Source organism: Streptomyces californicus, assembly GCF_000717645.1.
GTDB classification, from domain to species: Bacteria; Actinomycetota; Actinomycetes; order Streptomycetales; family Streptomycetaceae; genus Streptomyces; species Streptomyces californicus.
In genome coordinates this window covers 25,806-40,728 of record NZ_JNZZ01000017.1, presented here as the reverse complement: position 1 = coordinate 40,728, position 14,923 = coordinate 25,806, and the positions used below count along the sequence as shown (strand labels likewise).

At 73.9% G+C, this 14,923-nt stretch carries 14 protein-coding genes; 4 read left to right on the top strand and 10 right to left on the bottom strand.

Going from position 1 to position 14,923, the window contains the following annotated elements; all coding sequences use genetic code 11:
* Positions 1-223: 223 nt before the first annotated feature.
* From IF19_RS0122550 to IF19_RS0122530, 5 genes are all read right to left on the bottom strand, one after another.
* Complete coding sequence (locus tag IF19_RS0122550; protein ID WP_030299272.1) at positions 224-2,416, bottom strand: putative bifunctional diguanylate cyclase/phosphodiesterase; 2,193 nt, start codon at positions 2,414-2,416, stop codon at positions 224-226.
* A 392-nt stretch (positions 2,417-2,808) separates the two neighbouring features.
* Positions 2,809-5,076: an NAD-dependent DNA ligase LigA gene (gene ligA, locus IF19_RS0122545; protein WP_030117192.1), complete on the bottom strand. Its 2,268-nt coding sequence runs from the start codon at positions 5,074-5,076 to the stop codon at positions 2,809-2,811.
* 32 nt (positions 5,077-5,108) lie between these two features.
* Positions 5,109-6,137: a methionine synthase gene (locus tag IF19_RS0122540; protein WP_030277868.1), complete on the bottom strand. Its 1,029-nt coding sequence runs from the start codon at positions 6,135-6,137 to the stop codon at positions 5,109-5,111.
* Between the two features lie 73 nt (positions 6,138-6,210).
* Positions 6,211-6,900 carry an SDR family oxidoreductase gene (locus IF19_RS0122535; RefSeq protein ID WP_030117195.1) on the bottom strand — a complete coding sequence of 230 codons (690 nt, stop codon included), beginning with the start codon at positions 6,898-6,900 and terminating at the stop codon, positions 6,211-6,213.
* An 85-nt stretch (positions 6,901-6,985) separates the two neighbouring features.
* Positions 6,986-7,525, bottom strand: a complete 540-nt coding sequence (locus IF19_RS0122530) for an LOG family protein (protein ID WP_030117196.1) — start codon at positions 7,523-7,525, stop codon at positions 6,986-6,988.
* Positions 7,526-7,620: 95 nt separating this feature from the next.
* On the opposite strand from IF19_RS0122530, the gene IF19_RS0122525 reads away from it, so the two are divergent.
* Together IF19_RS0122525 and IF19_RS0122520 are read left to right on the top strand one after the other, a co-directional pair.
* Positions 7,621-7,956: a DUF427 domain-containing protein gene (locus IF19_RS0122525; protein ID WP_030117197.1), complete on the top strand. Its 336-nt coding sequence runs from the start codon at positions 7,621-7,623 to the stop codon at positions 7,954-7,956.
* Positions 7,957-8,030: 74 nt separating this feature from the next.
* Positions 8,031-8,834, top strand: a complete 804-nt coding sequence (locus IF19_RS0122520; protein ID WP_030117198.1) for an alpha/beta fold hydrolase — start codon at positions 8,031-8,033, stop codon at positions 8,832-8,834.
* 200 nt (positions 8,835-9,034) lie between these two features.
* Here the strand turns inward: IF19_RS0122520 and mnmA are convergent, their stop codons facing one another.
* Complete coding sequence (gene mnmA, locus IF19_RS0122515) at positions 9,035-10,171, bottom strand: tRNA 2-thiouridine(34) synthase MnmA (RefSeq protein WP_030117199.1); 1,137 nt, start codon at positions 10,169-10,171, stop codon at positions 9,035-9,037.
* Positions 10,172-10,232: 61 nt separating this feature from the next.
* On the opposite strand from mnmA, the gene IF19_RS0122510 reads away from it, so the two are divergent.
* Positions 10,233-10,982: an N-acetylmuramoyl-L-alanine amidase gene (locus tag IF19_RS0122510; protein ID WP_030198022.1), complete on the top strand. Its 750-nt coding sequence runs from the start codon at positions 10,233-10,235 to the stop codon at positions 10,980-10,982.
* A 22-nt stretch (positions 10,983-11,004) separates the two neighbouring features.
* Here the strand turns inward: IF19_RS0122510 and IF19_RS0122505 are convergent, their stop codons facing one another.
* The 3 genes from IF19_RS0122505 to IF19_RS1000000137775 form a co-directional block, all read right to left on the bottom strand.
* A complete protein-coding gene (locus IF19_RS0122505; RefSeq protein WP_030117201.1) occupies positions 11,005-12,174 on the bottom strand; it encodes a cysteine desulfurase family protein in 1,170 nt (389 codons plus the stop codon).
* A gap of 162 nt (positions 12,175-12,336) precedes the next feature.
* Entirely contained in the window at positions 12,337-12,750 is a 414-nt protein-coding gene (locus IF19_RS0122500; RefSeq protein WP_030117202.1) for a DUF4190 domain-containing protein, read from the bottom strand.
* A 70-nt stretch (positions 12,751-12,820) separates the two neighbouring features.
* Positions 12,821-12,976 carry a hypothetical protein gene (locus tag IF19_RS1000000137775; protein ID WP_030117203.1) on the bottom strand — a complete coding sequence of 52 codons (156 nt, stop codon included), beginning with the start codon at positions 12,974-12,976 and terminating at the stop codon, positions 12,821-12,823.
* A gap of 116 nt (positions 12,977-13,092) precedes the next feature.
* Between IF19_RS1000000137775 and IF19_RS0122490 the strand changes: the two genes are divergently transcribed.
* Positions 13,093-13,719: a TetR family transcriptional regulator gene (locus IF19_RS0122490; RefSeq protein ID WP_030117204.1), complete on the top strand. Its 627-nt coding sequence runs from the start codon at positions 13,093-13,095 to the stop codon at positions 13,717-13,719.
* Positions 13,720-13,834: 115 nt separating this feature from the next.
* On the opposite strand, the gene IF19_RS0122485 is transcribed toward IF19_RS0122490, so the two are convergent.
* The gene (locus tag IF19_RS0122485; RefSeq protein ID WP_030122175.1) at positions 13,835-14,839 is read right to left on the bottom strand and encodes a helix-turn-helix transcriptional regulator; all 1,005 of its coding nucleotides are present in this window, start codon (positions 14,837-14,839) and stop codon (positions 13,835-13,837) included.
* Positions 14,840-14,923: the final 84 nt, after the last annotated feature.

Sequence of the window (14,923 nt, the reverse complement as noted above, 5' to 3'; positions counted from 1 at the left end):
CGAAGGACGGGCCGCGCGGCGGATGATGCGTGCGATCGCAAGGCGCCGGAGCGCCCTCGTGGCGGAGCCACGTGGGCGTTTCGGCAACGCGGCGAGCGTGCGTGCCAGGCGTCGCGCGGCAGGTGGAAATGTGCCACCGACCCCCAATCCTATGGGGTACGTCAGGGCCGGGTACCCCACCCCGATCGGGCTACCCCTCCACGCGCCGCGCCCCCTGGGGTCATCAGGGGGTGTCGGTCTCCGCCTGGCCGTTCGCCGCGCGGTTCGCCGAGCCGTTGACGGCGCCGTTCACCGCGCCGTTGAGCGAGGCGTTCAGGGAGCCGGTCGTCGAGCCGGTGGCGGCCGCGGCCTGCGCCTTCAGCTCGGCGGGCCGCCGCCAGCCGTGCTCGCCGCGCGCCCGCAGCCAGGCCGTCGTCTCCAGCGGCGGCATCGCAGCCGCCACCAGCCAGCCCTGCACCGCGTCGCACCGCAGGTTCCGCAGCCGCTCCCACGTCTCGTCGTCCTCGACGCCCTCGGCGACGACGACCAGGCCGAGCGAGTGGGCCAGGTCGATGGTGCAGCGGACGATCTCGGCGTCCTCGTGGTCGACCGCCAGGCGGGCCACGAAGGAGCGGTCGATCTTCAGCTCGCTGACCGGGAGCCGGCGCAGGTGGACGAGGGAGGAGTAGCCGGTGCCGAAGTCGTCGAGGGACATCTTGACGCCGTGCGCCGTCAGACCGGCCAGGGTGTCGGCGGCACGCTGCGGGTCCTCCAGCAGGACGTGCTCGGTGATCTCCAGTTGGAGCGCTCCCGCGGGCACGCCGTGACGGGCGAGGCGGGCGGCGACGCTCCCCGCGAAGCCGGGGGTGTGCACGTCGCGTGGGGAGACGTTGACCGCGACGGGCACGCACAGGCCCTGCGCCCGCCAGCGGGCGACCTGGGCGAGCGCCGTCTCCAGGACGTACTCGGTGAGGTGCGGCATCAGCCCGGAGGACTCCGCGATGGCGATGAACTCGTCCGGGGGGACCCGCCCGCGCTCCGGGTGCACCCAGCGCACCAGTGCCTCCAGCCCGGCGACCTGTCCGTCGAAGCGGACCTTGGGCTGGTAGTGCAGTTCGACCTCGCCCGCGTCCAGCGCCCGGCGCAGATCCCCGAGGAGTCCGAGCCGGTCGGGGGTGTTGCTGTCCCGCTTGGACTCGTAGACCTCCACGCCCGTGCGGTCCCGCTTGGCCTGGTACATCGCGACGTCCGCCCGGCGCAGCAGCCCCTCGGCGTCCAGGGAGTGGTCCGGGTAGACGGCGACCCCGGCGCTGGCCTCCAGGACGAGGGTCAGCCCGTCGAGATCGAGCGGCGAGGACAGCTCGGCGACCAGATGGCGGGCGACCTGCTGGGCGCTGGTGGTGGAGTCGGTGTGCGGGAGCAGCACCGCGAACTCGTCGCCGCCGAGCCGGGCCGCCTCCGCGCCGCGCGGCAGGGCGAGCCGCAGGCGCTCCGCTATCTGGAGCAGCAGCCGGTCGCCGGCCAGGTGCCCGAGGGTGTCGTTGACGGCGCGGAAGCGGTCGAGGTCGATGAGGACCAGCGCCGAGCGGGTGCCGATGGACTCCGCGTCCTCCAGCGCCGACCAGGTCCGCTCCAGCAGCCACTGGCGGTTGGGCAGTCCGGTCAGCGGGTCGCGCAGCTGCTCCTCGGCGCGGGCGCGGGCGATCCAGAGGGTGGAGTCCAGGGCGATGAGGGGCACCGCGAACAGCGGCAGCAGGACGGGCATCGACATCGCGACGGCGCAGATCAGCGGGGCCAGTCCGAGGAGCGCCACGGCGACGAGTCCCTGACGGAGCATCGCGGTGCGGGCGATGGTGGGCAGTCCGCCGTTGTGCGGGGCCTGGGCGTACCAGAGGAGGACCCGGGTGACGAGCAGGTACGTGGAGGCGGTCAGGAGCAGCTCCGGGACGGCCGCGACGCCCCAGTCGAGCGGCCGCCAGGGCTCCTCGACGGTGGGGACCTCGCCGAACGCGGCCAGGACGAGGGCGGCCGCGGCGATGCCGAGCATGTCGACCCCGCCGTGCAGCAGCCCCTGCCACCAGCGGTGCCGGCGGGCGGTTCCGACGAGGACCACGACGGCGAGGCTGACCAGGACGGCCGGGAGCCAGCCGTACAGCAGGAGCACGGCGAGGGTGAGGGCGGCGCCGGAGCCGGTGCCGCCCCACCACCGGTCGCGGCCGAGGGCGACCAAGTGGCCGACGATGATGCCGGTGAGGACGGCGAACGACCAGCCGACCGCCCCGTCCGGGAAGAGCGCGTCGCCCCGCTGGACCGTCCGGTACGAGCCGACCGCCAGCAGGAGTGCGGCGATCGCCACGATGACCGCTCCCACGGGGGGCGTGAGGCCGGCGAAACCTCGCAGCCGCGACACCGGGGCGGCGCTCTCGGTCGGTTTCATTCCGTCCCTCTCACAGCCGGCGGTGCCGATGTCATCCGGTGGCGCCCGCACCCATGGCTCCATGGCCCGGCCCGAGGGCCGTGCGCGGCGGGCGTACGTGTCAACAGTAGGCCGCGAAAGGCTTCCAGGGGCACCGCTCTACAGGTCTTGCCCGAATGCGAACCGACCACCCGTCACCATCTGCTATTGACCCGAACGGGTGGCGCGGCGGGGCCGTTCGAGCGGCGGGCGACCTTTCTTCACCCCTCTGCCCCGTTTCTTTCCCCAGGGGAGCGGCGCCACGCCGGGAGAGCGTCTCGATGGCGTTGCGATCCGGCGAACAGCGGACGAACACCCGCCCGAACGAGCGGGCCCGGCGAAGCGAACATCTGCCCGAACAGCGGGAGGGGCGACTACTCCCCGCTGTCTTCCGCGCTGTTCTCGCCGCCGCTCTTCCCGTCCCCGTCCGGGGCGGGCTCGGGCGCGGCTTCCGGGACGGGCAGCGCCGCCTCCTGAGCGCGCTCGGGCCCGTGTTCGAGCAGGATCGCGAAGCCGTCCTCGTCGAGCACGGGGACCTTGAGCTGCATCGCCTTGTCGTACTTGGAGCCGGGGTTGTCGCCGACGACCACGAACGCGGTCTTCTTCGACACCGATCCGGTGACCTTGGCGCCGAGGGTCTGGAGCGCCGCCTTGGCGCCGTCGCGGGTGTGGCCGGCCAGGGTGCCCGTGACGACGACGGTGAGCCCTTCGAGGGGGCGGGGCCCCTCGTCCTCGTCGGAGCCCTCGTCGGCCATCCGCACCCCGGCCTCGCGCCACTTGCGCAGGATCTCGCGGTGCCAGTCCTCGGCGAACCACTGCTTGACGGAGGCGGCGATGATCGGCCCGACCCCGTCGGCGTCGGCCAGCTCCTGCTCGCTCGCCTCGTCGATCCGGTCGATGGAACGGAACTGACGGGCCAGCTCCTGGGCGGCGACCGGTCCGACATGGCGGATGGAGAGCCCGGTGAGGACGCGGGCGAGCGGGGCCTCCTTGGCGGCGGCGATGCCCTCCAGCATGGCCACGGCGTTCTTCTTCGGCTCGCCCTGCTGGTTGGCGAAGACGGTGGCGATCTTCTCCTCGCCGGTCTTCGGGTCGCGCTTGGGCAGCCCGCTGTCCTGGTCCAGCACGTACGCCCGGATCGGCAGCAACTGCTCGACGGTGAGGGAGAAGAGGTCGCTCTCGTCCTTGAGGACCGGCTCGGCGGGCTCCAGCGGGCGGGTCAGGGCGGCGGCCGCCACATAGCCGAAGTGGTCGATGTCGAGGCTCTTGCGACCGGCCAGGTAGAAGACCCGCTCGCGCAACTGGGCAGGGCAGGTGCGGGCGTTGGGGCAGCGGAGGTCGATGTCGCCCTCCTTCATCGGGCGCAGCTCCGTCCCGCACTCGGGGCAGTGCGTCGGCATCTCGAACGCCTTCTCGGTGCCGTCGCGCAGGTCGACGACGGGCCCGAGGATCTCCGGGATGACGTCGCCCGCCTTGCGGATGACCACGGTGTCGCCGATCAGGACGCCCTTGGCCCTGACCACGTTCTGGTTGTGCAGGGTGGCGAACTCGACCTCGGAACCGGCCACTTCGACCGGCTCGACCTGGGCGTACGGGGTGACGCGGCCGGTGCGGCCGACGCCGACGCGGATGTTGACGAGCTTGGTGTTGACCTCCTCGGGGGCGTACTTCCAGGCGATGGCCCAGCGCGGGGCGCGCGAGGTGGAGCCCAGCCGGCCCTGGAGCGGGATCTCGTCCAGCTTGACGACGACGCCGTCGATCTCGTGCTCCACGGAGTGCCGGTGCTCGCCGAAGTACGCGATGAACTCCCGTACGCCCGCGAGGGAGTCGACCACCTTGTTGTGCCGGGCGGTGGGCAGGCCCCAGGCGTGCAGCAGGTCGTACGCCTGCGAGAGCCGGTCGATGCTCAGGCCCTCGTGGGCGCCGATGCCGTGCACCACCATGTGCAGCGGGCGGGTGGCGGTGACCTTCGGGTCCTTCTGCCGCAGCGATCCGGCCGCCGCGTTGCGCGGGTTGGCGAAGGGCTTGTCGTCGGCCGCGACCAGCCGGGCGTTCAGCTCCTCGAAGTCCTCCATGGGGAAGAAGACCTCGCCGCGGATCTCGACCAGCGCCGGGATGTCCTCGCCCTTCAGGCGGTGCGGGATCTCGGCGATCGTCCGGACGTTGGGGGTGATGTCCTCGCCGGTACGGCCGTCGCCTCGGGTGGCCGCCCGGGTGAGGCGGCCGTTCTCGTACGTGAGGTTGACCGCGAGGCCGTCGATCTTCAGCTCGCACAGGAAGTGGTGGTCGGGCGTGCCGGCCTCCCTGGCCACCCGGTCGGCCCAGGCGGCCAGCTCCTCGTCGTCGAAGGCGTTGTCCAGGGAGAGCATCCGCTCGCGGTGCTCCACGGAGGTGAACTCCGTGCGGTAGGGCCCGGCGACCTTCTGGGTCGGCGAGTCCGGGGTGCGCAGCGCCGGGTGCTCCTCCTCCAGGGCCTCCAGCGAGCGGAGCAGCCGGTCGAACTCGCCGTCGCTGACGACCGTCTGGTCCTTCACGTAGTACCGGAAGCGGTGCTCCTCGATCTGCTCGGCCAGCAGCGCGTGCTTCTCCCGCGCCTCCGCCGGTACCGAACTGTCCTGCTCCACCCGCTCTTCGCCGGCCATCGTGCCGTCCTCCCGTTTGCCCGTCGTCCCCGTCACTCAGGGTTGTCCGCGAGCGACTTCGCCGCTCGGGCGCTGTGGGCGAGCGCGGTGCGGGCGTACGCGGGCGACGCGCCCGCGAGACCGCACGAGGGGGTGATCGCGACGGACTCGGCGAGAGTCCCCGGAGACAGCCCCAGCCTGCTCCACAACGTCCTGACCCCCATGACGCTACCGCCCGGGTCCGACAATGCCGTCGTTGCCGCGTCGGTGGAGGGCACCACGCCCAGGAAGAGGTGCGTACCGCCCTCGACGGCTTCCCCGATCGCCTCCTCCTCACGCTCCGTGAGCAGAGAGAAGTCGAACGCGATCCCGTCCGCGCCGGCCCTGCGCAGCAGGGCGAACGGCACCTCGGGGGCGCAGGAGTGGACGAGCGTCGGCCCGTCCCCGCCCGCCGCGGCGAGGACGTCGCGCAGCGCGCCCTCGACGACCTGGCGGTCGACGGCCCGGTAGGTGCGGTAGCCGCTGGCGGAGCGGACGCGGCCGCGCAGGACGGCGGTCAGGGAGGGCTCGTCGAGCTGGAGGGCGACCGTCGCGCCGGGCACCCGGCGGCGGACGTCGGCGAGGTGGGCGCGGAGCCCCTCGGCCAGGGAGTCGGCGAGGTCCCGGCAGGCGCCGGGGTCGGCCAGCATGGCCTCGCCGCCGCGCAGTTCGAGGGCGGCGGCCAGGGCCCACGGGCCGACCGCCTGGACCTTGAGCAGTCCCTCGTACCCCTGGGTGAACTCCTCCAGGGCGTCCAGGTCCTCCCCCAGCCAGGAACGGGCGCGCCGGGTGTCGCGGCCGGGCCGGTCGCTGATCCGCCAGCCGCTGGGCTCGACGTGCCCGTACAGGTCGACGAGCAGGCCCACGGTCCTGCCGATCATGTCGGTGCCGGGCCCGCGCGCGGGCAGCTCCGCCAGGTGCGGCATGCCCCGGCCGTCGGCGAAGGAGCCGGTGACGGTCTTGGCCGCCTCCCTCGCGTCTCCGCCGGGCATCGATCCGATGCCGGTCGCCGCACACCCGCTGAACTCGTTCTTCTCGCTCACGCGGGAAGCCTACGGTCCCCGGCCCGCCCCGCGCGTACGCGGGGCGTCGGCGGCCGGACCGCCCGCCGGTGGTTCAGCGGCCGGGGCGGACCGTGAGGTCGTTGACCTCGGCGTCGCGCGGCAGGTCGAGCGCCATCAGGATCGTGGTGGCCACCGACTCGGGGTCGATCCAGCGCTCCGCGTCGTACTCCTTGCCCTCCTGCTGGTGCACCTTGGCCTGCATGGGGCTGGCGGTGCGGCCCGGGTAGACGCTGGTGACGCGTACGCCGTTGCCGTGCTCCTCGTGGCGCAGAGAGTCGGCGAGCGCCTTGAGGCCGTGCTTGCTCGCGGCGTACGCGCTCCACCCGGCGTGGGCGTTGAGCCCGGCTCCGGAGTTCACGAAGAGGACGTGGCCCCGGGCGACGCGGAGCTGCGGGAGCAGGAGGCGGGTGAGCTCGGCGGGGGCGATCAGGTTGGCGTCGATCTGGAAGTGCCATGCCTTGGGGGTCAGCTCCCCGACCTCGCCCAGCTCGACGACGCCCGCGATGTGCAGCAGGCTGTCGATCCGCTCGGGCACCGTCTGCTGGCCGAACGCCCAGGACAGCCGGTCGGGGTTGCCGAGGTCGCCGACGAGGGTGCGTACGCCCGGGTGGCGCTCGGCGAGCTCCTTGGCGCGGCCGGCGTCGCGGGCGAGCAGGACGAGGTCGTCGCCGCGCTCCAGGAGGCGGCGGGTGACGGCGGCCCCGATGCCGGAACCGGCGCCGGTGATGAGGTGGGTAGGCATGGGGCGATCCTAGGACGTGTCCGGCGGGCCGGGGCGGGCCCCTCCCGCGGACTCCTCCGGGTGGAGGGTGCGGGGGTCCGGCCGCCTACTGCAGACCGGCGGACTCCTCCAGGTAGGCGAGGGCGCCGACGCCGTCCTTGGCGAAGAAGACCAGGTCGGTCAGGGGCAGCGGCAGGAAGCCCTCGTCCTCCATGCGCTGGAACTGCTGGCGCAGACCGTCGTAGAAGCCCGCCGTGTTGAGCAGGACGACCGGCTTGGTGTGCTTGCCGTGCTTCTTGAGCTCCAGGATCTCGGTGGCCTCGTCGAGCGTCCCGGTCCCGCCGACCATGATCACGATCGCGTCGGACTTCTCCAGGAGCAGCGCCTTGCGCTCGGCGAGGTCGCGGGCGATGACCATCTCGTCGGCGTTCTCGCGGGCCTTCGCGGCGAGGAAGTCGACCGATACGCCCACGAGCCGCCCGCCGGCCGCCTGGACGCCGTCCGCGACGACCTTCATCAGCCCGCTCTCCGACCCGCCCCAGACCAGGGTGTGGCCGCCCCGGCCGAGCAGTTCGGCGAATTCACGGGCGGGCACGGTGTAGCGGTCGTCGAGGTCGGCGGCGGAGAGGAAGACGCAGATGTTCATGGAGCCACCGTACGACCCGCCCCGCACGCTCCGCCGTCGCGGGGAAGGTCCGGCGTACGGGGAAGATTCCGGGGCCGTACGCCGCTGATACAGGCATGACTGCCACCCGAGGACACCGCATCACCGTCGAGCAGGGCACCGAGCACGTCCGGGCGGTGCACGACGGACAGGTGCTGGCCGAGAGCCGCCGCCCGCTCGTGCTCCGCGAGACCGGCTGTCCGGTCCGCTACTACCTGCCGCCCGAGGACGTCCGCACCGATCTGCTCTCCCGGTCTGACACCTCCACCCACTGCCCGTTCAAGGGGGACGCCTCCTACTGGTCGCGCCCCGGGGCCGACGACCTCGTCTGGGCCTACCCGGACCCGAAGCCCGAAGTCGCCGCGATCAAGGACCACTTCTGCTTCTACGCCACGGAGACGGTGGCCGACTGACCCCGTCTCCCCCGCCGCGAAGTTTTTCCGGGGCGGAGCGATGAGTTTCGGGGGCCGCCCCGGTCTCCTCTCCCATGGACAGGATTCTCTCCGCCGACGGGACGCCGATCGCCTACCGCCGCCAGGGCGAGGGGCCGCCGCTGGTGCTGGTGGGAGGCGCGCTCGGCGCCGCCGCGACCGACGCGCCGCTGGCCGCCCTGCTCGCGCCGCGGTTCACCGTGCTGACGTACGACCGCCGGGGCCGGGGCGCCAGCGGCGACAGCGGGCGCTGGGCGGTCGAGCGGGAGGTCGAGGATCTGGCCGCCGTCGTCGGCGCGGCCGGGGCGGACGCGTCCGTCTTCGGGATGGCGTCCGGCGGGGCGCTGGCCCTGGAGGCGGTGGCAGCCGGGCTCCCGGTGGACCTGTGCGCCGTCTACGAGCCGCCCTACACGCCGGGCGCCTCCGGGCTGCTGTTCAAGGCCCGCTGCACGGCCCGGCTGCACCGGCTGCTGGACGCCGGGGACCGGAGCGGGGCGGTGGAGCTGTTCCTGGCCATGACGGGCGTCGCGGACGAGACGGCCGCCCGGCTGCGGGGGACGCCGAGGTGGGCGGAGCTGGAGGCGCTGGCGCACACGCTGGCGTACGACGACGCGCTGCTGGGCGACGGGTCGGTCCCGGTGGAGCGGTTCGCCGCCGTCGCCGCCCGCACGCTGGTGGTCTGCGGCGGCTTCAGCACCGCGCCGGCGCGCGCGGCGACCCGGGCACTGGCGGACGCCCTGCCGCGCGGCCGGCACCGCACCCTGACGGGCCAGATGCGCGAGGTAGCGCCGCAGGTGCTCGCGCCGGTGCTGGCGGAGTTCTTCGCGAGGGACGTGTACGCGTACGGGCGGGCGTCGTAGGGGCGCTTCCCCGGACGGGACGTACGCGGGCGGGACTCGTGACGTGCTCCCCCGGCCCGTGCATACGCGGGTGGCCCGGCCCGTGCGTGGGCGGCCCGTGCGCGAGCGAGCCGGCCCGGCGACTTTTCGCGGGTACGGGCCGACCCGGGCGCTCGGTCGCGGGTACGGGACGGCCCGTCGCGGTCGTCCGGGGCGTCGGCTCAGCCGCCCGCCGCCACCCGCTCCCGGCGCACCGTCTTCGCGATCGTGGCCGAGCCGACCACGCGCGTGCCGTCATAGAGGACGACCGCCTGGCCGGGGGCGACGCCCCGTACCGGCTCGGTGAAGGTGACGTGCAGCTCGGAGCCGTCCACCAGCTCGGCCGTCACCTCGCTCTCGCCGCCGTGGGCGCGGAGCTGCGCGGTGTACGTCCCCGGGCCGGACGGAGGCGTTCCGCACCAGCGGGGCTTGATGGCGGTCAGGGACGTCACGTCCAGGGCCTCGACGGGGCCGACCGTGACGGTGTTGTTCACCGGGGAGATGTCGAGGACGTAGCGCGGCTTGCCGTCGGGGGCGGGGTGGCCGATCTTGAGGCCCTTGCGCTGGCCGATGGTGAAGCCGAACGCGCCCTCGTGGGTGCCCACCTTCGTACCGGCCTCGTCCACGATGTCGCCCTCGGCCGGGCCGCCCAGGCGGTTGGCCAGGAAGCCCTGGGTGTCGCCGTCCGCGATGAAGCAGATGTCGTGGCTGTCGGGCTTCTTGGCGACGGCCAGGCCCCGGCGCTCGGCCTCGGCGCGGATCTCGTCCTTGGTGGTGAGGGTGTCGCCGAGCGGGAACATGGCGTGGGCGAGCTGCTTCTCGTCCAGGACGCCCAGCACATAGCTCTGGTCCTTGGCCATGTCGGAGGCGCGGTGCAGCTCGCGGCCGCCGTCCTCGGTGAGCACCACCGTGGCGTAGTGGCCGGTGCACACGGCGTCGAAGCCGAGGGCGAGGGCCTTGTCGAGCAGCGCGGCGAACTTGATCTTCTCGTTGCAGCGCAGGCAGGGGTTGGGGGTGCGCCCGGCCTCGTACTCCGCGACGAAGTCCTCCACGACGTCCTCGCGGAAGCGTTCCGCCAGGTCCCAGACGTAGAACGGGATGCCGATGACGTCGGCCGCGCGGCGGGCGTCCCGGGAGTCCTCGATGGTGCAACAGCCGCGCGCCCCGGTCCGGAAGGACTGGGGGTTGGCGGACAGGGCGAGGTGGACACCGGTCACGTCGTGGCCCGCCTCGACGGCGCGGGCCGCGGCGACGGCGGAGTCCACGCCGCCCGACATCGCGGCCAGGACACGCAGGGGGCGCTGGGAAGTCTGAGTCATAGCCCCTCCAGGGTACGGGTCGCCGGGAACCGAACGCTCGCGGATACGCGTTGACGATCACATGGGGAACAACGGGAGCTCCGGGGCGTCGCGCAGGCCGTCCGGTTCGTCGTCTTCGTCGTCGCGGAAGAAGTCCGGCGGCGTGAGCCGGCGCGCGCTGCTGATCGGCGGCGGCGCCGTGGCGGCCGCCGGCACCGCCGCCGTGCTCGCGCGGGACACGGTGAAGCGGCTGTGGTGGCAGGTGCCGGGCGTGGAGAAGCCCCGGAAGCCGGGCGAGCTGGACTACCCGGGGGCGACCTGGGTCCCCGCCTCCGAGGCGAACTGGCGGCGGGCGGACCGCCCGGACGACTTCCCCGTCGACCGGGTGATCATCCATGTCACCCAGGGCAGCTTCGCCAGCGCGGTGAAGGTGTTCCAGGACCCCGCCCACCAGGCCGCGACGCACTACATCGTGGGCCAGGACGGGCGGGTGGTGCAGATGATCCGCGAGCTGGACGTGGCGTACCAGGCGGGCAACCGCTCCTACAACGAGCGCGCGGTCGGCATCGAGCACGAGGGGTTCGTGGACCGGCCGAAGGACCTCACCAAGGAGATGTACGCGGCCTCGGCGCGGCTCACGGCGTCGATCTGCGCGCGGCACGGCATACCCGTCGACCGGGAGCACATCATCGGGCATGTGGAGGTGCCGGGCACCGACCACACCGACCCGGGGCCGCACTGGGACTGGGACCGGTACATGGAGCTGGTGCGGCGGGCCGCGACGGCCCCGGCCACCGCGTCGCCCTCGGCCTCACCGTCGGCGAAGGCGTAACGCCTCCGGGTGACGGTCCGCGTCAGCTGAGTCCGGCCGTCCGCGCCCGTTCGACCGCGGGGCCGATCGCCTCGGCGAGCGCCTTCACGTCCTCCTCGGTCGAGGTGTGGCCGAGCGAGAAGCGCAGGGTGCCCCGGGCGAGGTCCGGGTCGGTGCCGGTGGCGAGCAGCACATGGCTGGGCTGGGCGATCCCGGCGGTGCAGGCGGAGCCGGTGGAGCAGGCGATGCCCTGGGCGTCCAGCAGGAGGAGCAGGGAGTCGCCCTCGCATCCCGGGAAGCTGAAGTGGGCGTTGGCGGGGAGCCGGCCGGCCGGGTCCGGGTCGCCGCCGAGCACGGCGTCCGGCACGGCGCGGCGCACGGCGGTCACGAGGTCGTCGCGGAGCGCGCCGACGCGCCGGGCGAACTCCTCGCGCCGCTCGGCGGCCAGCCGCCCGGCGACGGCGAAGGAGGCGATGGCGGGCGCGTCCAGGGTGCCGGAGCGCACATGGCGTTCCTGGCCGCCGCCGTGCAGTACGGGAACGGGGGTGTGGTCGCGGCCCAGCAGCAGCGCGCCGATCCCGAAGGGGCCGCCGATCTTGTGTCCGCTGACCGTCATCGCGGCCAGTCCCGAGCGGGCGAAGTCGACCTCCAGCTGCCCGAACGCCTGGACCGCGTCGGCGTGCATGGGGATCCCGAACTCGGCTGCCACCGCGGCCAGTTCGCGTACCGGCATGATGGTGCCGATCTCGTTGTTGGCCCACATGACGGTGATCATCGCGACGTCGTCGGGGTTGCGCAGGATCGCCTCGCGCAGATCCTCCGGGTAAACCCGGCCGTACCGGTCGACCGGGAGGTGCTCGACCGTCGCGCCCTCGTGGTCGGCCAGCCAGTCGACGGCGTCCAGGACGGCGTGGTGCTCGACCGGGCCGGTGAGGACGCGGGTGCGGCGGGGGTCGGCGTCGCGGCGGGACCAGTAGAGGCCCTTCACGGCGAGGTTGTCGGCCTCCGTGCCGCCGGCGGTGAACACCACTTCGCTGGGGCGGGCGCCGAGGGAGTCGGCGAGGGTTTCTCTGGACTCCTCGACGGTACGGCGGGCCCGGCGTCCGGCGGCGTGCAGCGAGGAGGCGTTGCCGGTGACGGAGAGCTGGGCGGTCATCGCCTCGATCGCTTCGGGAAGCATCGGCGTGGTCGCGGCGTGGTCGAGGTATGCCATGGTGGGGCCGATTCTACGAGCCCGGGCCGGGGCGCATGCCGGGCGCGTCACGCTCCGACCCCGCGCACACCCGCGTGCGGTGCGGCGCACGGGCGTACGGCCCCGGTCCGGAGCCCGATCCGGAACGGGTGGAGCGGCGGCTCACGAGGGGTGTACGGGGCGTCAGCCGCCGAGGTTCCAGGCGACCGTGCCGTTGGCGGTGACCAGGACCGCGAGCACGGCGAGGTCGGCGACGCCCAGGGCGAGGCCGAGGTAGGCGCGGGCCGGACGGCGGGTGCGGCGCACGAGGGCCAGCAGCGCCATCACGATCGCCATGGGCCCGAGCACCAGGTTGAAGACCAGCAACCCGACGAGGCCGAGGACGAACGAGGCGACGGCGAGACCGTCCGCCTCGCGGCCTGCGGGCCGGGCGGCGGGAGCGTCCGTCTCCGTGCCCGCCTCCGTCTCCGTACGGGCGTCCGGCGCGGGAGCCGCGGTCTCGGCGGCGGAGGCGCCGGTGGCCGCACGGGCCCGGGGGCCGGTGGCGGGAGCGGCGGGGGTCTCGGTCGTGCGGCGGGCGAAGTCGGTGAGGGTCATGGTGCGAGCTCCTTCGGATCGGGACGGGATACGTCAGGCTCGGCGGGTGCGGGGCCGCGAGTCCGGCGGGTCAGCGGAGGCGGCGCGAGGCGCGCTCACGCACGGCGAAGATCAGCAGCCAGCAGCCGATGACGGCCGCTGCGGCCAGGGACAGCGGAAGCGGGACGTGGGCGACCGCCCCGAGGAGAATCCCCAGCAGGAGCAGCGCGGCGACGAGAACGAACACGGCGGAACCTCTCTGTGCGACGACGAAAGCCGTTCGGAGTACGAGTGTTCACTGACTGGAAAGTCTAAACCCCGCACCCTTCCCCGGAATCGGAGAACGGTTGTTTACTGAATGGCATGAGTCACACTTCCGTCGGCGTTCGCCAGACCCAGAAGCTCAGGACGCGCCAGGCACTGCTGGACGCCGCGCTCCTCCTGCTGGAGCACCAGAGCCTGAGCAGCCTGGGGCTGCGGGAGGTCACCCGGGCCGCCGGGCTCACCCCGACCGCCTTCTACCGGCACTTCGAGGACGTCGCCGCGCTCGGCGTCGCCCTGGTGGAGGAGGCGCTGGGCAGCCTGCACGGGCTCGTCGGCGAGGTGCTCGCGGAGACCGGCGACAGCGAGGAGCGGCTGGACCGCAGCGTGGCGGTGATAGCCCGTCATGTCGGCGCGCAGCCCGCCCACTTCCGGTTCATCTCCCGCGAACAGCACGGCGGGGTGGACCCGGTGCGCGAGGCCATCGCCGCCCAACTGCTGCGGTTCGCGCAGGAGGTGGCGTGCGCGCTCGGCCAGGAGCCGCAGTCCGCCGGGTGGAGCGAGGAGGATCTGCTGATGCTCGGCGGCCTCTACGTGGACCACATGGTGATCACCACGTCGGCCCTGCTGGAGGCCGGGCCGCAGGGCGAGGCGGAGGTCGTCCGGGTGGCCCGGCGGCGGCTGCGGCTGGTCACCATCGGCCGGGCGCACTGGCTGGACGAGGGGTGAGGTGACGGTGGCGCGTCCGCCCTTCCGGCGACGGCCGCAAGGGTGAGGTGACGGCGGCGCGCCCGCCCCTCCGGCGACGGCCGCACGTGTGCGCGCCCCCGGCGACGCGGAAGCGTTACGGGCCCTGGGGGCCCGCCGCTCCCTCGCCCCCGTACAGGCCGACGACCTCGGCGGCGACCTCGGCCAGCAGTGTGCGGGCTTCCGGCGGGTCGAGGACCTCCACGGTCGGCCCGAACGCCAGGAGGGACCGCGCCCAGGCGACCTCCGACACGGCCAGCTCCGCCAGCAGCCACTCCCCGGGCCGCTCCCCCGGCCGGGGCTCGTCCGGGCGCGGCTCCCCGGTCAGCGCGCCCGCGTTCAGCCGCCGGAACAGTTCCAGGCGCGGGCGGTGCACCCGCACCCGCAGCCGTACGGCAGACGGGCGCCGCTCCACCCCGGCGCGCAACGCCTCCCACACGTCCGCCAACTCCGCGCCCGCGCGCCGCCGTACGGGGTCATCGGCGGGTTCGGCCGTGTGGATCCGGTCGGCGCGGAAGAGGCGCGGGTCGCCGTCGAGGTCCGCGACCAGGTACCAGACGCCGGCCTTCACGACGAGGCCGTAAGGGTCGACGGTGTACTGGCGCGGTTCGTCCTGCCCGCTGTGCCGGTAGCGCAGGCGCAGCCGTACGTCGGCGAGGACGGCGTCGTGGAGTTCGGCGACGTCCACGGCGGCCCGGGGGCCGCTCATCCAGCGGGCCGGGTCCACCAGGACGCGGCGGCTGGTCTGTTCGGCGGCCGGGCGGTGCGGGGCGGGCAGGGCGGCCATGACCTTGCGCAGGGCGGAGCCCAGCGCGGCGTCCAGGCCGAGCGCGGCGTGCGCGTCGTCGGCGGTGAACACGAAGAGGGCGCGTGCCTCGTCGGCGGTGAGGCCGGTGACGTCGGTGCGGTAACCGGGGAGCAGGGCGATGCCGCCGTACCGGCCGCGTTCGGCGTAGACGGGCACCCCGGCGGCCGAGAGCGCCTCGATGTCCCGGTAGACGGTGCGTACGGAGACGTCGAGGCGCTCGGCCAGCTCGGAGGCGGGGACGGTGCCCCGGGTCTGGAGCAGCAGGAGGACGGCGAGCAGCCGGTCGGCTTTCACCGGACCATGATGACGGGGGCCGCGGGCCCAGCGCTCGCGGCCGCTCGGTCGCGGGACGCCGTGCTCGCGGCGCGCGTCCGCGTG